Origin of the sequence: Stenotrophomonas sp. SRS1 (assembly GCF_026130205.1) — a bacterium.
GTDB classification, from domain to species: domain Bacteria; phylum Pseudomonadota; class Gammaproteobacteria; order Xanthomonadales; family Xanthomonadaceae; genus Stenotrophomonas; species Stenotrophomonas rhizophila_B.
Genome location: NZ_JAINFD010000001.1, coordinates 716,558 through 738,470, shown reverse-complemented (window position 1 = coordinate 738,470; position 21,913 = coordinate 716,558). Strand labels below are relative to the sequence as shown.

Here is a 21,913-nt window from a genome sequence, read left to right as displayed (position 1 = left end):
GAAGTGGTGGAGCCAGGCGGGATCGAACCGCCGACCTCCTGCATGCCATGCAGGCGCTCTCCCAGCTGAGCTATGGCCCCACAGTTGTGCTGCGAGCCGCCTATCATAGCGGCGGTCTTGCCGAATGGGAAGGGGTTGGTCAAACAAAAAGCCCCGACCGAGGTCAGGGCTGTTTGTTTGAAGCTGGCGTCCCCACGGGGATTCGAACCCCGGTCGCCACCGTGAAAGGGTGATGTCCTAGGCCTCTAGACGATGGGGACGCGTTAAACCGAATTTTGGCTTCTATCGGACGGCCTGTGTCCGGAGAAGTGGTGGAGCCAGGCGGGATCGAACCGCCGACCTCCTGCATGCCATGCAGGCGCTCTCCCAGCTGAGCTATGGCCCCACGTTGTACCGCGAGCCGCCTAGTATATCTGCCTGTTCACGTTTGTGGAAGCCTTTGAGGCATCCGCATCGCAACCGCAGTAGGCGGTGAACAAAAAGACCCGGCATGCCGGGCCTCGGTGTTCTTCTGATGAGTGGCGTCCCCACGGGGATTCGAACCCCGGTCGCCACCGTGAAAGGGTGATGTCCTAGGCCTCTAGACGATGGGGACGCATAAACTCATCAAATTGTTCAGCACACCCGAACGGCCTAAGGTCCGGAGTGGTGGAGCCAGGCGGGATCGAACCGCCGACCTCCTGCATGCCATGCAGGCGCTCTCCCAGCTGAGCTATGGCCCCACGATGCTGGAGGCGGAATTCTACGCGGCCGTGAAGCGTTCGCCAAGTCTTTTTTCTGAAATAACGAACAAAGCATGCACGCAGTGTCCAACGGCAGAGGCTGGCCTTTGCCCAGGCGAGTGCATCGACAGGTACGCGAAAAAACACCCCGCCGATGACGACCATGGATTGTGGTGTCACAAACAAAAAGCCCCGACCGAGGTCAGGGCTTAGTGCGTTGCAATTGGCGTCCCCACGGGGATTCGAACCCCGGTCGCCACCGTGAAAGGGTGATGTCCTAGGCCTCTAGACGATGGGGACGCACGAAAACTTCAAATTTTGTCACTGCAATCTGATCGGCCTAATGATCGGATTGGTGGAGCCAGGCGGGATCGAACCGCCGACCTCCTGCATGCCATGCAGGCGCTCTCCCAGCTGAGCTATGGCCCCACGTCGTGAGGAGCGAAATCATAGCGACGACGTTTTGGATTGGCAAGGAAAAAGTGAAGAAAGTTCATCATGCATGCGCGCTCATCGGCTGGGCAGTCGTTGATGGCGTAGACGCAATGCGTTGCTGATCACCGATACCGAACTCAAGCTCATCGCAACCGCGGCCAACATCGGCGACAACGCGATGCCGAGCGGATACAGCACGCCGGCCGCAACCGGAATGCCCAGCCCGTTGTAGAGAAACGCAAAACCCAGGTTCTGGCGCATGTTGCGCACGCTCGCCGTCGATAGCTGGCGTGCACGCAGGATGCTGCGCAGGTCGCCTTTCACCAGCGTGACCTGCGCGCTCGACATCGCCACGTCGGTGCCGTTGCCCATCGCGATACCGACATCGGCACTCGCCAGTGCCGGGGCGTCGTTGATGCCATCGCCGGCCATCGCCACCTTGCGCCCCTGCGCCTGCAGCGAACGGATCAGCTCGGCCTTGTCGGCGGGGCGCATCTCACCGTGCACCTCATCCAGGCCGAGCTCCGCGGCGACCGCGTTGGCCGTGGCGAGGCCATCGCCGGTCGCCATCACGATACGCAGGCCATCGCGATGCAACTGCGCGATCGCCTCAGCGGTGGAGGCCTTGATCGGATCGGCCACGGCGAGCAGACCGCCGAGTCGACCATCCACCGCGAGGTACATCACGCTTGCCGCGGCAGCACGCAGGTGCTCGGCATCGTCACGCAACGCGTCCAGCGCAATGCCGTGCGCATCCATCAGTGCCGTATTGCCCAGCAACAATCGCTTGCCCTCGACCACACCCTGTGCGCCCATGCCGGTGAGTGAATCGAAATCGACCACCTGGGCCAGCGTGACACCACGCGCACGCGCTTCGGCAACGATCGCTGCGGCCAGCGGATGTTCGCTGCCCTGGTCCAGGCTCGCCGCCCAGCGCAACACCGCAGCGGCGTCGAACGGTGCAACCGCCTGCACCGCGCGGAATGCCGGCCGGCCTTCCGTCAGCGTGCCGGTCTTGTCGATCACCAGCGTGTCGATCTGGCGCAATGCTTCAATCGCCTCGGCATCGCGGAACAGCACGCCATGCTGCGCGGCCCGGCCGGTGGCGACCATGATCGTCATCGGCGTCGCCAGCCCAAGCGCGCAGGGGCAGGCGATGATCAACACCGCCACAGCGCTCAGCACGGCGTGCGTCCAGGACGGTTCCGGCCCGAACAGACCCCAGCCGAAGAAGGTGATCACCGCGACGGAAAGCACGGCGAGTACGAACCAGTACGCGACGGTGTCGGCCATGCGCTGCATCGGCGCACGCGAGCGCTGGGCCTGCGCCACCAACTGCACGATCTGCGCCAGCATGCTGTCATCGCCGAGGCGGTCGGCACGGATCACCAGGCTGCCGGTGCCGTTGAGGGTGGCGCCGATCACCGTGTCACCGACGGCCTTGCCGACCGGGACGGGTTCGCCGGTGAGCATCGATTCATCGATGGAAGAGCGGCCTTCCAGCACTGTGCCATCCACCGGTACTTTCTCACCGGGGCGGACGCGCAGGCGATCGCCGGGTTGCAGGGCGGTGATGTCCACGTCCTCTTCGTGGCCATCGTCGCGCAGGACGCGGGCGGTTTTCGGCGCGAGGCCGAGCAGTGCCTTGATCGCGGCAGAGGTCTTGGCACGCGCCCGCAGCTCCATCAGCTGGCCCAACAGGGTCAGCGAGATGATCACGGCAGCGGCTTCGAAATACACCCCGACATGCCCATGCTGCTGGAACGAGGGTGGGAACAGGCCCGGTGCGATCGTGGCAACCACGCTGTAGCCATAGGCGGCCAGTACACCGGTCCCGATCAGCGTCCACATGTTCGGACTGCGGTTGCGGATCGACTGCGCCCAACGTTGCAGGAACGGCCAGCCGGCCCACAGCACCACCGGAGTAGCCAGCGCCAACTCGATCCACACCCGCAGGTCAGGCGACAAGCCATGCAGCAGCGGCGTCATCGCCAGCATGGCCAGCGTCATCGTGGCCACACTCAGTGGCAGGCTCCACCAGAAACGCCGGCGGAAGTCGGTGAGTTCCGGGCTTTCGCCCTCGTCGAGGGTGGGCATCATCGGCTCCAGCGCCATGCCGCAGATGGGGCAGGTGCCCGGGCCTTCCTGCACGATCTCCGGGTCCATCGGGCAGGTGTACATCGTGCCGGCCGGTACCGGCTCGGCCACATGCGAGGAGGGATCCAGGTAGCGCTGGGGATCGGTGATGAACTTGCGCCGGCATCCGTCGCTGCAGAAGTGGTGGTCGCTGCCGTCATGCCGGGCGTGATGGGCAGTGGTGGCGGGATCAACCGCCATGCCGCAGACCAGGTCTTTCACGGTGTTGGCACCGGCGGCCGCCTTGGTGCCGCAGCAACTGCCGCCGCCATGCGCGTGGGGAGTGCTCATGCGCGCGTCTCCGTCAGCGCCGCAAGGATTGGACACTGCTCCAGATCGCCATGGCCGGGGCACGCATCCACCAACTGCTTGAGCGCGGCGTGCATCCGCTGGAGTTCGCGGATGCGTGTCTCGATGTCGGTGAGTTTGACCACCGCGCTGTCGCGGACCTGGGCCATATCCTGGCCGCGTTGATCGCTGAGGCCGAGCAGTTCGCCGATTTCCTCCAGGGTGAAGCCCAATGCCTTGGCCCGCCGGATGAACTGCAGGCGGGTGAGGTCGTTGGCGCTGAAGACGCGGTAGCCGCCCGCGCTGCGTTGCGCAGTGGGAAGCAGGTGCTGCCGCTCGTAGTAGCGGACGGTATCGATAGGTACGCCGGCCTGGCGTGCGAGCTGTCCAATGTTCATGACCACCTCCTGGATGATGGGGTCATTCTGAACCTTGGAGTCTGGTCAAGAGTCAAGCCTTACTGAAACCCCACTGAAAATTCAGTCCGCGTGAAATTTGCAACTAGTTGCATGGCTGTCCATCCGGGACGGCCGTAGCCTCAGGCCATCTTACGTACCGCCCAGGTGTGCCGGGCCCCACGCCCGGCCGCAACGTTTCAGGAGTTTGGCCATGGATGCACCCCGTAACACGCTCCAGCCCGATCGCCGGCTGGACACCCCGACCCTGATGGAAGTGGCTGTAGTGGAATTTCCTGGCAGCCTGCGTGCTGCCGCGTCGGTGTTGTCCGAGCTGGCCCAGCGCTGCAATCGCACCGTCGCGGCAGGACGGCGCACCGGTGCCCGGATGCTGGTGACCCGCTGGACGATGTCCTCACGCGGCATGCAGCGCGTCGCCGGTGCCGAACTGTTCGGCGATGCGTTGCCCACGATCATCGTGATCCCGGGCAGCGAGTCCAGCTGGGCAATGGCGCCGCCGGATGAGCGCCTGCTGGCCTGGCTGCGTGAATGCCATGAGGGCTGCAGCCTGCTGGCCGGCTGCGACGAAGGCGGCCTGCTGCTGGCCGCTTCCGGCGTGCTGGCGGGCCGCTCGGTGAGTGTGCCCGATCCCGCGCGCTGCCCGGCACTGCGCACGATGGTGCCCAGCTGGCTGCCCAGTGAGCGCACCCTGGTTGACGATGGCGATCTGCTCACTGCCGCCGGGCAGGAGGCGTGGAAGTACCTCAGCCTGCGTCTTCTGGCCCGTGTGTACGGGCAGAGTGTGATGAACACGGTGATCCAGCAGCTGCAGCTGATGATTCCGCGCAACGAGCTGGACGATCTGGAGCGCTTCAGCCCCAACTTCGCGCATGGCGACCGCTGCGTACTCAAGGCGCAGCGCTGGCTGCACGGCATCGCCGCCCGTGGCGTGGGCCTGGACGACATCTGTACGCAGGCCGGGCTCGAGCCGCGCACGCTGCAGCGGCGTTTCCTGAAGGCCACCGGCATGCGCCCGATCGAATACTGCCAGCGGTTGCGCATCGCCAAGGCGCAGCTGCTGCTGCAGAGCGGGGGCGTGGTCGACCAGGTGGCGTGGGCGGTGGGTTACTCCGATCAGAGCGCGTTCCGCCGTCTGTTCCTGCGCATCGTCGGGCTGACACCGGCGCGTTATCGGCGGCAGGTGGCGGCGCAGCACCGCGAGCGTGCTACCAGCGGCCCATCCGGACGGCTGGCGGAGCCGATCCGCTCGGCTGCCTGAATCGTGCAGGGTCTTCGTGCTTGATCCCCCAGGGCCTTGCGGTGACCATGCCCGCGGGCCCCATGCAATGCAGCTGTCGCCCGGAAACAACCTGAGCGACGGTGGAGACGACGAATGATCAGTAGTGCAGGCCCGGTACCGCTTGCGGTGGTGTGGGTATTGGTGGCCACCGGCATCGCGATGCTGGTGGCCAGCGTCATGCGGGGGACGACAACCGAAGGCGCGCCGCGTCCTCGGTCGGTGGTGGTGGACATGCTGCTGCTGGGCCTGCTGGCGGGACGCGCCGGCTTTGTGATCCGGCATGCGGGCGACTATGCCGCCGATCCCTGGGCGATGCTGCGGATCGGCGATGGTGGATTCCTTCTGTGGCCGGCGCTGCTGGTGGGGTTGGGATGGGGCGCATGGCGTCTGCGTCGCTGGCCCGCACTGCGCCGTCGCGTGGGTGCCGCTGCGCTGGCGGGTCTGCTGAGCTGGGCGGTGCTGTCGACCGGTGCCGGGTGGCTTCAGCAATCACGGGTGACGTTGCCGGCGATCACGCTGAGCTCGCTGGAGGGGCGCCCGACCGCGCTGAACGATACGCAGGGCAAGCCGGTGGTGATCAATCTCTGGGCCAGCTGGTGCGGCCCGTGCCGCCGCGAAATGCCGGTGCTCGCCCGCGCGCAGCAGCGCCACCCGGATATCGGATTCCTGTTCGTCAACCAGGGGGAAACGCGCGACGAGGTCGACGCGTTCATGGCGGCCGAGCAGCTGTCGCTGCACAACGTACTGCTTGATGAAGACGCGCTCACCGCCGAGCAGCTGCAGGTCCACGCGTATCCGACTACCCTGTTCTTCGATGGGCAGGGCCGCCTGCGGCACCTGCACCTGGGCGAGCTGACCGCCGCGGGCCTGCAATCCAAGCTCGACGATCTGTAACGGTCGCGGGTCGTTTGTTCCATGAATCCTGGAGTTTCCATGACGTTGAATTCCCCGCGCACGCTGGTCACCGCGTTGCTCATCGCACTGGCCGGTTGCAGCCAGGCGCAGACGCCGAAGGCCGGCGATGCGGCAACGGTTCCAGCCGGCGGTGATCGCCCAGCGGTTCTGAAGGGCATCGAGAAGCATGGCTTTGAAGTGATCGGCGAGTTCGATGCGCCGGGTGGGCTGCGCGGGTTCGCCGGCGTGGTCGGCGGGCAGCAGCCGGCGGCCGCATATGTAACCGCAGACGGCAAGCACGTCGTGGTCGGCAGCCTGTTCGATGCCAACGGCCAGGACGTGGGCGAGGCACCGCTGGAAAAACTGGTGGCCAAGCCGATGTCCGAGCGTGCCTGGAAGAAGCTCGACGAGAGTGCCTGGGTGCGCGATGGCCGCGCCGACGCCCCGCGCGTGGTCTACACCTTCAGCGATGCCAATTGCCCCTACTGTCATCGCTTCTGGGAAGCAGCGCGCCCGTGGGTCGACGCCGGCAAGGTGCAGTTGCGCCACGTCATGGTCGGCGTCATCCGCGAAGACAGCCCGGCCAAGGCCGCGGCCATTCTTACTGCGCCCAACCCCAGCGCAGCACTGCTGGAGAACGAGCGGCTGTTTGACCGCGGCGGCATTAAGCCGGCGGCGTCGTTGACCGCCGAGGTAGCCAACAAGCTTGATGCCAATCAGGTCTTGATGATCGAACTGGGCTTCCAGGGCACTCCGGGCATCCTGTTCAAGGATGCGCAGGGCATGGTGCAGCGCCGCTCGGGCCTGCCGCAGGGCGATGACATGACGGTGGTGCTCGGCCCGCGCTGAGCGGCCCTTCATACGCTGCATCCCGCGCCGGGTCCTGCCCGGCGCGATGCGTCATGCCTTGCGCTGCAGCGTGGTGCGATCAACTTGATCTGAATCAAGGCCGCGTTTGCGTGGCTCGCTACGCTGGCCTCCATGCGCACTCTCCTGCATTGCCTGGCCCCTCCCACAAGCGCGCGCGTTCAGTCAGGAAACTGCCTTCAGACGTTCACGACGTTCTCACTGCCCGCTTGGTACTCAAGCCGCTGGCAGCGCTGCGCTGGCAGTGTTGCCCTCAGGGATGAGGGGATCCCGTGCGAGCGTACCCATGGCCCGCGACGTCATCGACGCCGGCTGGCGAGGGTGCATCCGGCTGTGTACGGGTCATGGAGGATGGGGTGATGCGCTTTGCCGTGTGGACGATCGCATGCGTGGCAGCGGTGGCTGCCGCGCCGGTGAATGCACAGGATTCGGCCGCGTCATTGCGGCAGGACATCCAGACACTCCGGCAGACGCTGGACCAGATGGAGCGACGCCTGCAGGCGATCGAATCGGGGAAGCCTCCGCCCATCCAGACGCGGATCGCGGCTCCCGCGGTACCCGGCACGATGGATCTTCCCGCTGCACCCCCGGCCGCGTTGGCGGCCCAGGCACAGGTGCCGGGCATGGGCCAGGCGATCCTCCCGCAACGCGACTCCGTTGCGGATCCGTCCACCGCCGCGTCCCGCCCGGACAGCGCTGCCGGTCCGACCGATCCCGAGCTGAAAGGCTTCTTCGCGATCCCCAACACCGACACCCTGATCCGCATCGGCGGCTACGCCAAGCTTGATGCGATCGCCGATGCGCGTGCGGCCGGCGACCAGGAACAGTTCATCACCTCGTCCATTCCGGTCGGCAGCGCGCACCGCGATGTCGCCAATTTCACCCTGCATGCCAAGCAGACCCGCTTCAGCTTCGAAGCACGGCGCCCGACCACGCATGGCAACCTGCGCTTCTATCTGGAGAACGACTTCTTCGGCAGCAGTGACAGCTATCAGTTCCGCCTGCGCCATGCTTACGGGCAGCTCGGTAATACCTACGCCGGCTATGGCTATTCGACCTTCATGGATGCCGACAGCCTGCCCGACACCCTGGATTTCGCCGGACCAGGTGGGGCGGGCTACCTGCTGGTGGCCGGCATCCACCATAGCTTCGCGATGGGCAAGGGCAACACGCTGACCGTGGCTGCCGAAGATCCGGATACCCAGTTGAGCAACCCTGCCGCGGGGATCATGCCGGTCGATCAACTGCCGGATGTCACCGTTACCGCCCGCATGGAGCGCGACTGGGGCCATCTGCAGTTGGGTGCGGTCGCACGCAGCCTCGGCTACGACGGTGATGCCGGTGATGGGCGTCGTGTCGCCGGTGGCCTGCAGCTCAGCGGCTCGGCTGCGGTGGGCGAACAGGACCTGCTGCTGTTCGGCATGCTCGGCGGCAAGGGCCTGGCGCGCTACACGGCCGATCTCACCGGCTCGGGCATGGATGCGGTGGTGGCCGCAGACGGGCGCCTGCAGGCGTTGTCGCTGTACGGCGGCTTCGTCGGGTACACGCACTACTGGTCGCCGCTCTGGCGCTCGAACCTGATCTACGGCCAGCTCACCAGCGGACGCAACGCGGCGCTGGCTGCCGATGCGTTCCGCCAGAGCCGCTATGGCGTCTTCAACCTGCTCTGGAGCCCGGCGCCGTCCTGGACGATGGGCATGGAACTGCTTTACGGACAACTGGAAGAGCAAAGCGGGCAACGCGGCGACACGATGCGGCTGCAGGGCAGCCTGCAATACAACTTCATCAAGTAACTCCATCCGCCCGGCATGACCGGGTCCCTGCCTGGCAAAGGAGCAAGCGTCATGGCACAAGCAAAGAAAATCGGGGTCGTCGGCGCCACCTTCCTGGTGGCCGGCAACATGATGGGGTCGGGGGTGTTCCTGCTGCCCTCCAGCCTGGCCAAGATCGGCACCGCCTCGATCTGGGGCTGGCTGATCACCACCGCCGGTGCGCTGCTGCTGGCCTTCGTGTTCGCCAAGCTCGGCAAACTGGCGCCCAAGGCCGGTGGACCGTATGCCCATGCGCGTGACTGGTTCGGACCCTACATGGGCTTCCAGACCAACGCCGTCTACTGGTTCGCCAACTGGATCGGCAATGTCGCCATCCCGATCGCAGCGGTGGGCTACTTCAGCTACTTCTTCCCGATCCTGTCCGAACCACTCCCGCGCTGCATCGCGGTGCTGGCGCTGGTGTGGGCGCTGAGCTTCGCCAACGTCATCGGCCCGTCGTTCGTCAGCAAGCTGCAGACGGTGACCACCAGCTTCGCGCTGGTGCCGATCCTGGGTATCGCGATCTTCGGCTGGTTCTTCTTTGATCCGACCATTTTCAAGGGGGCCTACAACGTCTCCGGTGAATCCAATTTCGGCGCGATTTCCAGTGCAGCGGCGTTGACGCTGTGGGCGTTCATTGGCGTGGAATCGGCGTCGGTGACCGCGGGTGTGGTCGAGAACCCGGAGAAGAACGTGGCCCGCGCGACGCTGGCCGGCGTGTTCCTGGCCGCGATCGCCTACATCGCCAGCTCCTCGGTGATCATGGGCATGGTGCCCAATGGCGACCTGCAGGTGTCCGATGCGCCGTTCGCGCTGGCGGCGGCCAATGCGGTGGGCGGCTGGGGCGGGGCGCTGGTGAGTCTGTGCGCCTTCGTGGGGGCGGCCGGCTCGCTCGGTGGCTGGATCCTGCTGACCGCGCAGAGTGCCAAGGCGGCCTCGGATGACGGCCTGTTCCCCAGCATCTTCAGCAAGACCAACAAGAACGATGTGCCGGTCAAGGGCGTGCTGATCGTGGCGGTACTGATGACCCTGGCGGTGCTGGTCACCTCCACGTCCAAGACCGCCTCGGCCCAGTTCGATGTGATCACCTCCGCGGCGGTGGTGTTGACCCTGCTGCCGTACATCTACTCCTGCGTGGCCTGCTATTTCGTGGTGGAGCGCTCGCACACGCTGGTCCATACCGGCGCGTTCTGGCTGCTGACCAGTGTCACCGTCGTGTACTGCCTGTGGGCGATCTTCGGCTCGGCCGGCAACATCGTGCAGTACGCCTTCCTGTTCGTGTTGTTCATCACGGTGTTCTATCCGTTCTTCAGCGAGAAGCGTCGCCGCCAGCGCGGCCAGCTGCCCGCGCTTGACGCCGCCGTCCGCACGACGCTTTCGTGATCTTCCCCCAGGAGAATCCCCGTGTACTTCAAGTCCCTTGATTACCCGATCATCGTCATCGACGACGACTACGAATCCCCGCGCATCGGCGGCATCCTGATCCGTGCGCTGGTGGACGAGTTGCGCAAGAACGGCCAGCGCGTCCTATGCGGCCTGACCCTGGCCGATGCGCAGGCCGGTGCGCGCACCTATGTGGCGGCCTCGGCGGTGCTGATCTCCATCGATGGCACCGAGGAAAATCCCGAGCAGTTCCAGCGGCTGCTGGGCTTCCTGCGTGAGCAGACGGCCCGGCGCGCCAACCTGCCGGTCTTTCTGTACGGCGAACGGCGCACCATCGAGAAGGTGCCGAGCAAGCTGCTGAAATTCGTGCACGGCTACATCTTCCTGTTCGAAGACACCAAGAGCTTCATCTCTCGCCAGGTGATGCGTGCGGCCGAAGACTACATGGCCAATCTGCTGCCACCGTTCTTCAAGGCCCTGATCCACCACACGGCCGAGTCCAACTACTCCTGGCACACGCCGGGGCATGCCGGCGGCGTAGCGTTCACCAAGTCGCCGGTCGGGCGTGCGTTCCACCAGTTCTACGGTGAGAACACGCTGCGCAGCGATCTGTCGATCTCGGTGCCGGAGCTCGGTTCACTGCTCGATCACACCGGCCCGATCAAGGAGGCCGAGAACGAGGCGGCGCGCAACTTCGGCGCCGACCATACCTTCTTCGTCACCAACGGCACCTCCACCGCCAACAAGATCGTCTGGCACGGGACCGTGGGGCGGGGCGATGTGGTGTTCGTCGACCGCAACTGCCACAAGTCGCTGCTGCACTCGCTGATCATGACCGGCGGCATCCCGGTGTACTTCACTCCGAGCCGCAACGCGCACGGCATCATCGGCCCGATCAGCCTGGATCAGTTCACCCCCGCGTCGCTGCAGCAGGCCATCGCCGCCAACCCGCTGGCCAGCAAGGCGTACAAGGCCGGGTCAAAGCCGCGCATCGCGGTGGTGACCAACTCGACCTACGACGGGCTCTGCTACAACGCGGAGAAAATCGCCGAGGAGATCGGCAGCGCGGTCGACTTCCTGCATTTCGACGAAGCCTGGTATGCCTACGCCGCGTTCCATCCGTTCTACGAGAACCATTACGGCATGGCCAAGGGCAAGCCGCGCGAGCAGGATGCGATCATCTTCACCACGCACTCCACCCACAAGCTGCTGGCCGCCTTCTCGCAGGCCTCGATGATCCACGTGCGCAATGCGGCCTCCCGTGAGCTCGATGCGGAGCGCTTCAACGAAGCCTTCATGATGCACACCACGACCAGCCCGCATTACGGGGTGATCGCCGCGTGCGATGTAGCCTCGAAGATGATGGAAGGGGCGGCCGGTGAGTCGCTGGTGCAGGAGATGCATGACGAAGCGATCGCCTTCCGCCGCGCGATGCTGCACGTGCGCGAGGATCTGGGTCGCGACGATTGGTGGTTCAGCGTCTGGCAGCCGGACAAGCTGGAGCGCTCGCTGGCCAAGGGCGATGCGCCGGCCCCGATGGTGGCCAAGCGAAGCGAGTGGTACCTGCAGCCGGGCGCGCACTGGCACGGCTTTGATGGCCTGGTCGATGATTACGTGCTGATCGATCCGATCAAGGTGACCCTGCTCACGCCGGGGCTGTCGATGGACGGCGAGATGGGCCAGCGCGGCATTCCGGCTGCGGTACTGAGCAAGTTCCTGTGGACTCGTGGCATCACGGTGGAGAAGACCAACCTCTATTCGGTGCTGTTCCTGTTCTCGATGGGCATCACCAAGGGCAAGTGGAGCACCCTGGTCACCGAGTTGATGGCCTTCAAGGAGCTCTACGACAGCAACGCGCCGCTGACCCGCGCATTGCCGCAGCTCGCCGCCGAGTTCCCGATCGCCTACGCCGGCTGGGGCCTGCGCGATCTGTGCGATGCGCTGCATGCCTTCAACGATGAGTTCGGCGTGGCCCAGGTGATGCGCGCGATGTACGTGGATCTGCCCGAACCGGTGATGACCCCGGCCGAGGCTTACGACCACCTGGTGCGCGGCCAGATCGAGCGGGTCGATATCGAGCAGATCAGCGGTCGTATTGCCGGCACCATGCTGGTGCCGTATCCGCCTGGCATTCCGACCATCATGCCGGGTGAGCGCTTCGGCGCCAGCGATGAGCCGATCATCCAGTCGCTGCGGATCGCCCGCGAGCAGAACGCGCGCTTCCCGGGCTTCGAGTCGGATGTGCACGGGCTTATCATCGACACCGACGGCGACGCGCCGAGCTACAAGGTGGAGGTGCTGAAGGTCTGACGCCTGCGCGGAGGACCTTCGGCCAGCGATGGATACAGCACGCGAGCAGCGGGTCCTCACATTCTCCATCGGGGTGACGATGGCGGTCAGCGCCATCGGCTTCATCGGCGGCCTGTTGGTGGGATCGCAGGCCATCCTGTTCGACGGCGTCTACAGCCTGGTGGATGTGGCGCTGACCCTGGTGGCGCTGTCGGTGCTGCGGCTGGTGGCGCGGGAAGAAAGCCCGCGCTTCCAGTATGGGTACTGGCACCTGGAGCCGATGGTGGAGGCGCTCGGCGGCGCGATCCTGTCGCTGGCCTGCATCTATGCGTTGGCCAACTCGGTGATCGGGCTGACCACCGGGGGTCATGAGGTCAAGGCTGGGCCTGCGCTGCTGTGGGCCGCCGTACTGTGCGCGAGCAACCTGGCCATGGCGGCGTTCGTGCGTACCCGTGCGATGCAGCTGCATTCGGCGCTGCTGTGGCTGGACGTGCGCGCCTGGCTGCTCAGCGGGCTGATGAGCCTGGCCGTGGTGTTGGCGTTCGCGATCGCGCTGCTGCTGCGCGGTGGCGAGCACGCCCACTGGATTCCCTACCTGGATCCACTGGTGCTGGCCGCAATCAGTGTCGCGGTGCTGCCGGTACCGCTGCGCAGCGCCTGGAAGGCCATGCGCGAAGTGCTGCAGGTGGCGCCGGATACGCTGGATGCGCGCGTGCAGGCGGTGATGAAGGACTTCGTCGCCGAGCACGGCTATCTGGATTTCACCAGCCACGTGGCCAAGATGGGCCGCATGCGGTTCGTGGAAATCCACATCCTGACCCGTCCGGAAACGGTGATCGGCACCATCGGCAACGTGGACGCGATGCGCGACGAGATCGCCGAGCGATTGGATGCGCGCGGCAGCGAGTTCTGGCTGACCATCGATTTCACGGCCGATCCGGCCTGGACCTGAGGCCGGGGACGGGACTCAGGGTCGCCCCAACAGGCGGCGCCACCAGGGTGCGGGCGGCGCGGGGTCGGGCAGGTGGGCCGGGGGCAGGCTGGCCCAGATGGGCTCGAAGAAGGCGATGTCCCCGTTGTCCGGGGCCATCCGCTTGGAGACCGAAGCCACCGGGAACAGCGTGAGCTTGGCGGGGCCGACCACCACCGGGTCGGTGCCGTAGGCGTCGGTCTGCATGCGCCAATCGCCGCCGCGATGGGCAATCACGTAATCACCGAAGAGGATGCCCAGGCCGCACGCCACGACGTTGTCGGCAGGGCGCTGGGCGACATCGTCGGCCTTCCAACGCCGGAAGGCCGTGTCCAGCGCGTTCGGGGTGACCTCGCTCGTGCCGGCATAGATCGTCAGCAGTTGTCGGCCCAGATCCCTGGATTCCTGTGCCCACGCGCTTTCCCGGTCCGAAAACCCGGCCAATGCCACGTCCTTGTCGCTCATGCGGTTCTCCGGCTGCCCGGTCGCGATTCTGGCAGCTCTGCACGGGCAATGCGACGGCGCATCGCAGCGTTGCAGTGCGCGCCGTTGACCTCAACCGCAGTTGAGGCCGGAGACTGCGCACTCACTCCCCGACGACGCCTCCCCTATGTTGACCGATACCCCTGTTGCGCCTGCTGGCCTGTTTGGTTTCATCAATCCGTCCGGGCTGTACGACCCGACCGCGAACGGCTATTCCCACGTTGCCGTGGTGCGGCTGCCCGCCCGCGTGATCCACATCGCCGGGCAGGGCGGGGAGACCGCCGATGGCGCGTTGTCGCCGCGCTTCGAGGCGCAGGTCGTCCAGGCGCTGGACAACCTGAGCCTGGCGCTGGCGTCGGCCGGTGCCACCCTGGCCGACGTGGCCACGCTGACCGTGCTGGTGGTGGATCACGATCAGGACCGGCTCGGCATCCTCTCTGATCAGATCGGCCGCCGCTGGCCCTTGGGCCGTGCGCCGACCTGCACGCTCATCCCGGTGCCGCGGCTGGCGCTGGAGGGCATGCTGTTCGAGATCGCGGCGACGGCGTACACCGGCTGAGCGATCCGGGTCGGGCCTTCTCATGTGATATACGAAACATATATGATGTGTATATCACTTCAGAGGGCTCGCCCATGGGTATCGTCAACATCGACGACGAACTGCACGACAACCTGCGCCGCGCCAGCGGCGTCTCGGGCCGCTCGATCAATGCCCAGGCGGGGTTCTGGATCAAGATCGGCATGCTGTGTGAAATGAATCCGGGTATGAGCTACCAGGAGATCGTCAGCCGTGAACTGCGTGCCGCCGGGGTCGAACCGGGCGCGTTGCGGGTGGCCGAGGCATGATCAAGACCGCTGAAGAACAGGCACTGATGCGCGCATCGGGACGCCTGCTGGCACAGGTGTTCGAAGCGCTGGACGAGCTGCCGCTGGAGGGCATGAGCACGCTGCAGGTGAACGATTGGGTCGAGCGTTTCATCGTCGATCAGCTGCACGCGCGCCCGGCGAGCAAGGGCCAGTACGGCTTTGCCTACGTGCTCAATTCCTCCATCGACAACGTGGTCTGCCATGGCGTGCCCTCACCGGATGTGATCCTGCGCAGCGGCAGCATCGTCAATCTGGACATCACGCTGGAGAAGGACGGTTACATCGCCGACTCCAGCAAGACCTATCTGATCGGCGAGGTGGACTACGCGGCCAAGCGGCTGGTGCGTGTGACCCGCGAGGCGATGTGGAAGGGGATCGGCGTGGTGCGCCCAGGGGCGACGCTGGGCGACATCGGTTTTGCGATCCAGCAGCATGCCAAGGCGCATGGCTACAGCGTGGTCCGCGAATTCTGCGGCCATGGCATCGGCCAGGAGATGCACGAAGAACCGCAGGTGCTGCATTACGGGCGCCGCGGCGACGGGCTGGAGCTGGAGGAGGGCATGACCTTCACCATCGAGCCGATGATCAACCAGGGCCGCGCCGCCATCGACATGAGTGACGACGGCTGGACCGTGACCACCCGCGACGGGAAACTGTCGGCGCAGGCCGAGCATACGGTGCTGGTGACTGCCGATGGCGTCGACGTACTAACGTTGCGGGCAGACGAGCGCGTGGTGCGCTGACGCGGCCACCGGACCTGGCTCGGCGACCTCATTCGCTGCGCGTGGACACCAGTTTGAGGAACGCCTCGTTCTGATAGCGGCTCATGCGCAGCTGCTGGCCGGTGTCCATGGTCACCACGTGGTGACCGTTGAACCACGGATGGATCGCCTTGACCCGGCGCACGTTGACGATCGCCGAGCGATGCACGCGCGCGAAATGCCGCGGATCCAGCCGGGCAGCGAGAGTGGTCATGGTCTCGCGCAGCTCGTGCATGCGGTCGACCAGGTGGATCTCGACCGTGTTGCGTGCCGCCTTGATCCAGACGATGTCCTCCACCGCCACCAGCACCACATGCTCATCGACCCGCACCGGGATGCGCTGCAGGTAGTCGTCCCGCTGGCGCAGTGCATCCAGCGCCTGCAGGATCTGCGCCGAGGCCTGTGCGCCCACGCCGCTCGCCGCCGACAGCCGCGCCTTCGCCCGCTGCAGCGTGGCGGCAAAGCGCTCCCGGCTGAACGGCTTGACCAGATAGTCCACTGCATTGGCCTCGAAGGCCTTCACTGCGTACTGCTCGTACGCGGTGACGAACACGGTGGCCGGCATTCGCGCCGCGCCGATTGTGGCCACCACGTCCATGCCGTTGATCGCGGGCATCTGGATGTCCAGGAACACCAGGTCCGGTGAGTGGCTGCGGATCGCGCCGACCGCCGAGATGCCATCGCCGCATTCGCCGACGATGTCGATCTCGGGATCATCGCGCAGCAACCGCACGATCGCATGCCGGGCGATCGGCTCATCATCGACCACCAGCACGGTCAGGCTCATGCCGGCGCGATCCCCGGCGTTGTACCCGGGGTGAATTCGGGTGCCTCGTCGGCACTGTCCAGTTCACGGAACGGCACGCGGATGCGGCAGGCCACGCCCTCTGGCCAGAGCATGTCCAGCCGGACATCGGCGGCATCGCCGTACAGTTCCTTCAGGCGCAGGCGTGTATTGGACATGCCGATGCCGTGCCCGGCCGATGCCGTTGGTTCGGCCGAAAGGGTGCTGTTGCGGTTGCGCACTTCGATGCACAGCGTGTCGCCATCGCGGCGGGCCTCGATCTCGATCGTGTCGCTGCCCACGCGCTGGCCGATGCCATGGCGCAGCGCGTTCTCCACCAGCGGCTGCAGGATCAGGCTGGGCACCGCGCAGTCCAGCGTGTCCGGAGCGATGTACGTGCGGGTGGTGAGCCGATCCTTGAAGCGGGTGCGCTGGATGCCCAGGTACAGCTCGATCAGGTCCAGTTCCTGGCGCAGGCTGATTTCCTGGCCGTCGTAGTCTTCCAGGAACGCGCGCAGCAGGTCGCTCAGGCGCAACAGCATGTCTTCTGCCGAGACCTTGTCCTCGTCGAGCAGGGTAATGATCGCGTGCAGGGTGTTGAACAGAAAGTGCGGCTGCAGCTGGGACTTCAGCGAGAGCAGACGCGACTGCGCCAGCTCGGTGGCCAGGTGGCTCGCCTCCAGTTCACGGCGGGCCTTCTCGGCGTGGAAATGGATGGCCTGCTGGATCGCGAACAGGGTCCAGTAGGTCAGCAGCCCGATGGCGAAGTGCTGCTCCAGGAAGTAACCCAGCTGCTCGAAGAAACCGCTCGGCTCGAACAAGGTGGAGACCATCGCGCCCACGACCATGGCGATGAACGTCATGCCGACGCTGGCCACCACCTGTGCGCCGAGCCCGTGCAGGCGCCCGCTGCCGCGTACCGGAAAGCGCTCGGCGAGGCGGAAGACCGTGGGTGCCAGGGCAGCCCAGGTGTACCACTGGATCAGCGACCAGCGCAGGAGATCCCAGAGGGGTTGTTGGCTGTTCGGCAGGCCGGCGTTGATCGAGGTCTGCAGGGCGAACACCACGGCCACCGCCGTCCACAGGGCGAGGTAGCGGGACAGGCGGATCCGGGTGCTGCCGAGGCGAATGTACATGGTCGATTCCGGGCCAGGCATCTCTGGCGACGCTCATCTTAGGCAGGCGGCGGGAGGGCGGGAAGCGCCATGACGGCCCATTACGATTGGCCTGGTCGTGGCGACGATTCGTCCCGGATCGGTTGGCCGATCCGGCCGGCGGGCGCGTGATGCGGGTGTCCATCACCTGCCTGGAGCACCGCCATGATCCTGATCCGCCCCCTTCTGCTCGTTTCGTTGCTGCTCGCCGGTGCCGCCCACGGCGGACAGGCGCGTTACTTGGGTCTGCTCAACCGGGCGCACGACAGCGTGGTGACCGTCGATGTCGCGCCAGCTGGCACGGAAGCGTTTGCGCCGCGGTCGATCGATATTCTTGCGGGTGGCGGCGGCAGCACCATGATCCGCCTGGCCGACGAAGGCTGCCGGTTCGACCTTCGCGTGGCGTTCCGCAACGGACGACGGGTGGTCTACCGCGATGTGGATGTGTGCAGGGGCGACACACTGGTCATCGCGCCGCTGAAGAAAACACCCGATGATCGTGCGGTTGCGCTGGAGTCACAGACGCCAACGCGTGGCCGGTAGCAGGGGGCGCGGCGAGTGCCGTTCGCCGTCCGCGCTTACGGACGCATACGCGGCATGCGCTGCTCCACCAGTGCCGCGACCCAGTCGATGAAGACCCGAAGCTTGGCGCTGACATGCCGGTTCGGGGGAAACGCAAGGTGCAGCGGCATCGCATCGATGCGCCACTCCGGGAACAGTCGGACCAGCTCGCCCGCGGCCACATGCGGGGCGGCCATGTAGTCGGGGAGCCACAGCGCGCCCAGGCCCGCCACGCCCGCGGCGAGATACGCGTTGCCATCATCGACCGCGAGCAGGCGGTGCCCCTTCACGGTGACCTGTTCGTCGCCGCGCTGGAGGGTGTAGGGCAGAACCGTGCCACTGCGCGAGCGCAGGTAGCCGACCACGCGATGCGGGGGCTGCTCCAGGTCCTGCGGATGCGCGGGGATGCCCGCCTGCTGCAGGTAGGCAGGCGAGGCGTGGATGCCGGCCTGCAGATCGCCGATATGGCGGGCGACCAGCGATTGATCGGTGATCTGTCCACCCCGGATCACGCAGTCCACGTTCTCGTCGATCAGGTCCACGTGGCGATCGCTGACGCCCAGATCGAGCTGGATCTCCGGATAGCGGGCAAGGAAGTCGGGCAGGGCCGGCACCAGCACCAGCCGCGCGAATGGGGCGGGCACGTCCACCCGCAGGCGCCCGCGAGGCGCCGCCGCCGCAGTGGACAGGCTGGTTTCAGCGTCGTCGATGTCGGCCAGCAGCCGGATCACCCGTGCGTAGTAGGCCGCGCCATCGGCGGTGACATTCACCTGCCGGGTGGTGCGGTTCAACAGGCGCACCCGCAGCCGGGCCTCCAGGTGCTGTACCAGCTGCGTGACCGTCGTGCGGCTCATCTGCAGCGTGTCGGCGGCCTTGGTGAAGCTGCCGGTTTCCACCACCCTGGCGAAGGCCTGCATTGCGTCGAACCGGTCCATCTGCATTCCACGGGGGCTGATTGTTTGGATTCTACAAACAATGTTGGCGGGGCGGCCGCGTTTATCAGGTGCCCATGGCGGTCTACTGTGGCGTTTCATTCATGACGAGCCGTTCATCGGCCCAGGGCAGAGGTTGACCATGGCAACACGTGACGTCGTTTTCCCGCCGGGCCGCCAGGCCCTGTACGAGCGCAACCGCTACTCGCCGGCAGTACGGTCCAATGGCTTCCTGTTCGTGTCCGGGCAGGTTGGTAGCCGCGAAGATGGTTCGCCCGAGCCCGAGCTGGAGGCGCAGGTACGGCGTGCGTTCGACAACCTCAATGCGGTGCTTGGCGCGGCCGGGTGCACGTTCGATGATGTCGTCGACGTGACCGTGTTCCTGGTCAATCCCGAGCAGATCTTCGAGCGGGTGTGGGCCGTCGTTCCGGAGTACTGGGGCGAGGCGCCGTATCCCACGCTCACCGGTATCGGCGTGACCTGGCTGTATGGATTCGACGTGGAGATCAAGGTGATCGCGAAGCTTCCGTAGCACGCCTTCACGCGATCACGGCTGCATTTTGCCGATAGTGGGCCGTCATCCTGCTTCCTGTTGCGGACCCACATGCCCCTGATTCCCGAGCGCGTGCAGCGCTGGCCCCGGCCGTGGCGCGTGGCGTTGCTGTCGCTGCTGGCGCTGTATGCGCTGTACCTGCTGGCGGGCAATGTGTTCCTCAATACGCCGCTGTTCGATGCGGTCACCAACCGCAAACCTGAAAAGTTCACCATGCAGACCGGGCCGGCGCTGACCCTGCTGCCCGGGCAGGCCGTGGTCTGGAACATCCGCATGCGCGGCCAGGCCAATCGCACGCAGTATGTGTTCCGTGCCGACCGGGCGAGTGCCTGGATCGATCTGCCGGCGCTGTTGCGCAAGGAAGTGCGCATTCCGCGCATTGATGCCACGGGGGTTGAAGCCGAGGTCGAGCGGGTTGAAAAGGCCATTCCCCCGCCGCCGCGGGGTGACCGTGGCTGGACGCTGCGGTTCGATGCGATCCACAGCGACACCATCCGCAGTGGGCGCTTCGGCAAGTTGCTGATCGTCGGTCAAGGGCGCGGCAATGTCGGTTTCCTCAAGCAGCTCAAGGGCGGGCCGTCGGAGCTGTTCGATTCCACGGCAGGCTTCGATGATGCCCAGGTCAGTTTCGACGGGGTCAACGTGCTGGACGATGCCCATATCGCCGCGCGCTTCCACTTCCCGCGGCACTATCGTGACGACGCGCCGGGACTGCAGAAACTTGGCATCACCTGGGCGCAGCTGCAGATCGATGCCCGCAGCCAAGGCCTGCGCATCGACACCGGTGGCCCGCACGTCAAAGTGGGCAGTGCGGTCTCCAATGCCCGCCTCACCGCGGACGTGACCCTGGAAGAGGGCGCGCTGCGACCGGGCAGCCGGCTGGTCTGGCGGCTGCCCCTGCATGCCGGCGTGCACGCCGATGACCGTGGCCTGCTGTCGCTGCAACTGGACGTGGCGCAGGACATGCGCGTCCAGGCCCGGCTCCCGCGTGACCCGGAAACGGGCAGCGAACTCAATGCCGATCTGCGCGTGACCGGCCGGAAGATTCCGTTCCAGGCGCCGGCCGAGCTGCTTCCACGGCTGTCTGGCAAAGTGCAGGGCGCCTGGCAGTTCCAGTCGCTCAACTGGATCAGCGATCTGTTCGTGAAAAAGCCGTGGTTCCACCTTGATGGCGGTGGGCTGCTCAAGGCAGACGTCATCCTCGCCGATGGTCAACTGGCGCCGGGCAGCACGGTGGATATCCCGCAGGTGGCTGCCGTGGCCGAGGTTGCAGGGGTCAGGATGCGCGGCGACGCCCACGCACAGGGCCGGATCGTGGAGGGCGAACCACCGCAGGCAGAACTGAAGGTGCAGATCCCGCGCTTCCAGGCTGCGCCCACCAATGCGCCGAAGGCGGTGCTGTTCGATGGACGCCAGCTGGCGCTGACCCTGCGCGGCGATGCGCGGTTGAAGGAATTGAGTGATGGTATGCGCGCCCAGCTGCGCTTCACCGATGCGCGGGTGCCCGACCTCACCGCCTACAACCGTTATCTGGGCAACGACAACGTGCGCCTGCTCGGCGGTACCGGTCTGCTCAGCGGTGATGTGTCGTTGGATGCCTCCGGTCGGGTAGGCAAGGGCAGTGCCGATCTACGCGGCACCGGGGCCCGGCTCAGTGTGGCGGGCATCGCGATGCGCGGCGATGCGCAACTGCGGGCGCGTCTGCAGCGTGCGGATTTCGACAGCCGCCAGTTTGATCTTGGTGGCACCACCGTGGACCTGCGCAACATCCACGTGGGTGATGAAAAAAGTGACGGACGTTGGTGGGGCAAGGTGGCCATCCGCAGTGGCCACATCGATGCGGCCGCGCCGTTCCAGGTGGATGGCCTGGCCGACCTGCGCCTGCGCGATGCCGGGCCATTGCTCGGCGTGTTCGCCCAGCGCAGCGAGTACCCGCGCTGGGTGCTCGGGATGCTGGATTCCGGGGAGGTGCAGGCCAGTGGGCAACTGCGCTGGCGCAGTGGCGAGCTGATCGTGGAGGATCTGCAGGCCGAGAACGAGCGGCTGTCCCTGCAGGCGCGGCTGGATCTGAGTCATGGCAAGCGCCGCGGCGATCTCTACCTGCGCTGGGGCGTGCTGGGGGCCGGCATCGAGCTGCAGGGCGAGCAGCGCAAGTGGCACCTTGCCGGCGCCCGCGACTGGTATGCCGAGCAGCCGCGGCTGCTGCCGGCCAAGCAGGCCGCCACGAAGCAGGGCAACGGCACGCCCTGAGGGAGTGATTGGCTCCCCTCGGTGGGCCCGGCTTGGTATCCTCGCCGCGCCCACTGTCTGGTGACAGCGTGCCTCTCG

General features: G+C 66.0%; 19 protein-coding genes and 7 tRNA genes. 13 read left to right on the top strand and 13 right to left on the bottom strand.

All coding sequences use genetic code 11. From position 1 onward, the window contains the following. Positions 1–4: 4 nt before the first annotated feature. From K4043_RS03260 to K4043_RS03220, 9 genes are all read right to left on the bottom strand, one after another. Positions 5–80, bottom strand: a tRNA-Ala gene (locus K4043_RS03260). Positions 81–184: 104 nt separating this feature from the next. Then, positions 185–260 (bottom strand) — tRNA-Glu (locus tag K4043_RS03255). Positions 261–309: 49 nt separating this feature from the next. After that, positions 310–385 (bottom strand) — tRNA-Ala (locus K4043_RS03250). Between the two features lie 134 nt (positions 386–519). Then, a tRNA-Glu gene (locus K4043_RS03245) sits at positions 520–595 on the bottom strand. A 51-nt stretch (positions 596–646) separates the two neighbouring features. Then, positions 647–722, bottom strand: a tRNA-Ala gene (locus tag K4043_RS03240). Between the two features lie 224 nt (positions 723–946). Then, positions 947–1,022 (bottom strand) — tRNA-Glu (locus K4043_RS03235). 53 nt (positions 1,023–1,075) lie between these two features. After that, positions 1,076–1,151, bottom strand: a tRNA-Ala gene (locus K4043_RS03230). 81 nt (positions 1,152–1,232) lie between these two features. After that, on the bottom strand, positions 1,233–3,584 hold the full coding sequence (locus K4043_RS03225; RefSeq protein ID WP_265308191.1) for a heavy metal translocating P-type ATPase: 2,352 nt from the start codon (positions 3,582–3,584) through the stop codon (positions 1,233–1,235). Beyond that, entirely contained in the window at positions 3,581–3,979 is a 399-nt protein-coding gene (locus K4043_RS03220) for a heavy metal-responsive transcriptional regulator (protein ID WP_265308190.1), read from the bottom strand. The genes K4043_RS03225 and K4043_RS03220 overlap by 4 nt, the downstream gene beginning before the upstream one ends. A gap of 211 nt (positions 3,980–4,190) precedes the next feature. Between K4043_RS03220 and K4043_RS03215 the strand changes: the two genes are divergently transcribed. The 7 genes from K4043_RS03215 (at position 4,191) to K4043_RS03185 (ending at position 13,472) form a co-directional block, all read left to right on the top strand. Next, positions 4,191–5,255, top strand: a complete 1,065-nt coding sequence (locus K4043_RS03215) for a helix-turn-helix domain-containing protein (RefSeq protein WP_265308189.1) — start codon at positions 4,191–4,193, stop codon at positions 5,253–5,255. Positions 5,256–5,369: 114 nt separating this feature from the next. Further along, positions 5,370–6,170: a TlpA disulfide reductase family protein gene (locus K4043_RS03210; protein WP_265308188.1), complete on the top strand. Its 801-nt coding sequence runs from the start codon at positions 5,370–5,372 to the stop codon at positions 6,168–6,170. Between the two features lie 39 nt (positions 6,171–6,209). Beyond that, a complete protein-coding gene (dsbG, locus tag K4043_RS03205) occupies positions 6,210–7,019 on the top strand; it encodes a thiol:disulfide interchange protein DsbG (RefSeq protein ID WP_265308187.1) in 810 nt (269 codons plus the stop codon). Between the two features lie 377 nt (positions 7,020–7,396). Continuing rightward, entirely contained in the window at positions 7,397–8,830 is a 1,434-nt protein-coding gene (locus K4043_RS03200; protein WP_265308186.1) for a porin, read from the top strand. Between the two features lie 51 nt (positions 8,831–8,881). After that, complete coding sequence (gene adiC, locus K4043_RS03195; RefSeq protein ID WP_265308185.1) at positions 8,882–10,231, top strand: arginine/agmatine antiporter; 1,350 nt, start codon at positions 8,882–8,884, stop codon at positions 10,229–10,231. Positions 10,232–10,252: 21 nt separating this feature from the next. Continuing rightward, positions 10,253–12,541 carry an Orn/Lys/Arg decarboxylase N-terminal domain-containing protein gene (locus K4043_RS03190; protein WP_265308184.1) on the top strand — a complete coding sequence of 763 codons (2,289 nt, stop codon included), beginning with the start codon at positions 10,253–10,255 and terminating at the stop codon, positions 12,539–12,541. A 28-nt stretch (positions 12,542–12,569) separates the two neighbouring features. Continuing rightward, positions 12,570–13,472 (top strand): cation diffusion facilitator family transporter, encoded by a 903-nt coding sequence (locus tag K4043_RS03185; RefSeq protein WP_265308183.1) that lies wholly within the window; start codon positions 12,570–12,572, stop codon positions 13,470–13,472. 15 nt (positions 13,473–13,487) lie between these two features. Here the strand turns inward: K4043_RS03185 and K4043_RS03180 are convergent, their stop codons facing one another. Next, positions 13,488–13,955: a DUF3806 domain-containing protein gene (locus K4043_RS03180; RefSeq protein ID WP_265308182.1), complete on the bottom strand. Its 468-nt coding sequence runs from the start codon at positions 13,953–13,955 to the stop codon at positions 13,488–13,490. A 145-nt stretch (positions 13,956–14,100) separates the two neighbouring features. Between K4043_RS03180 and K4043_RS03175 the strand changes: the two genes are divergently transcribed. From K4043_RS03175 to map, 3 genes are all read left to right on the top strand, one after another. Then, on the top strand, positions 14,101–14,532 hold the full coding sequence (locus K4043_RS03175; protein ID WP_265308181.1) for a RidA family protein: 432 nt from the start codon (positions 14,101–14,103) through the stop codon (positions 14,530–14,532). 74 nt (positions 14,533–14,606) lie between these two features. After that, positions 14,607–14,819, top strand: coding sequence for a ParD-like family protein (locus K4043_RS03170; RefSeq protein ID WP_088433419.1), 213 nt, complete (start codon positions 14,607–14,609; stop codon positions 14,817–14,819). Then, positions 14,816–15,583, top strand: coding sequence for a type I methionyl aminopeptidase (gene map / locus K4043_RS03165; RefSeq protein WP_265308180.1), 768 nt, complete (start codon positions 14,816–14,818; stop codon positions 15,581–15,583). The genes K4043_RS03170 and map overlap by 4 nt, the downstream gene beginning before the upstream one ends. A gap of 28 nt (positions 15,584–15,611) precedes the next feature. Here map and K4043_RS03160 read toward each other — a convergent pair whose 3' ends face one another. Next, on the bottom strand, positions 15,612–16,388 hold the full coding sequence (locus tag K4043_RS03160; RefSeq protein WP_265308179.1) for a response regulator: 777 nt from the start codon (positions 16,386–16,388) through the stop codon (positions 15,612–15,614). After that, on the bottom strand, positions 16,385–17,521 hold the full coding sequence (locus K4043_RS03155) for a histidine kinase (protein WP_265308178.1): 1,137 nt from the start codon (positions 17,519–17,521) through the stop codon (positions 16,385–16,387). The genes K4043_RS03160 and K4043_RS03155 overlap by 4 nt, the downstream gene beginning before the upstream one ends. A 183-nt stretch (positions 17,522–17,704) precedes the next feature. Between K4043_RS03155 and K4043_RS03150 the strand changes: the two genes are divergently transcribed. Then, a complete protein-coding gene (locus K4043_RS03150; RefSeq protein WP_265308177.1) occupies positions 17,705–18,082 on the top strand; it encodes a hypothetical protein in 378 nt (125 codons plus the stop codon). Positions 18,083–18,117: 35 nt separating this feature from the next. On the opposite strand, the gene K4043_RS03145 is transcribed toward K4043_RS03150, so the two are convergent. Continuing rightward, positions 18,118–19,035, bottom strand: coding sequence for a LysR family transcriptional regulator (locus K4043_RS03145; RefSeq protein WP_265308176.1), 918 nt, complete (start codon positions 19,033–19,035; stop codon positions 18,118–18,120). A 139-nt stretch (positions 19,036–19,174) separates the two neighbouring features. On the opposite strand from K4043_RS03145, the gene K4043_RS03140 reads away from it, so the two are divergent. Both K4043_RS03140 and K4043_RS03135 read left to right on the top strand, forming a co-directional pair. Further along, positions 19,175–19,564, top strand: a complete 390-nt coding sequence (locus K4043_RS03140) for a RidA family protein (protein ID WP_265308175.1) — start codon at positions 19,175–19,177, stop codon at positions 19,562–19,564. A gap of 72 nt (positions 19,565–19,636) precedes the next feature. Next, positions 19,637–21,835, top strand: a complete 2,199-nt coding sequence (locus tag K4043_RS03135) for a hypothetical protein (RefSeq protein ID WP_265308174.1) — start codon at positions 19,637–19,639, stop codon at positions 21,833–21,835. Positions 21,836–21,913 lie beyond the last annotated feature (78 nt).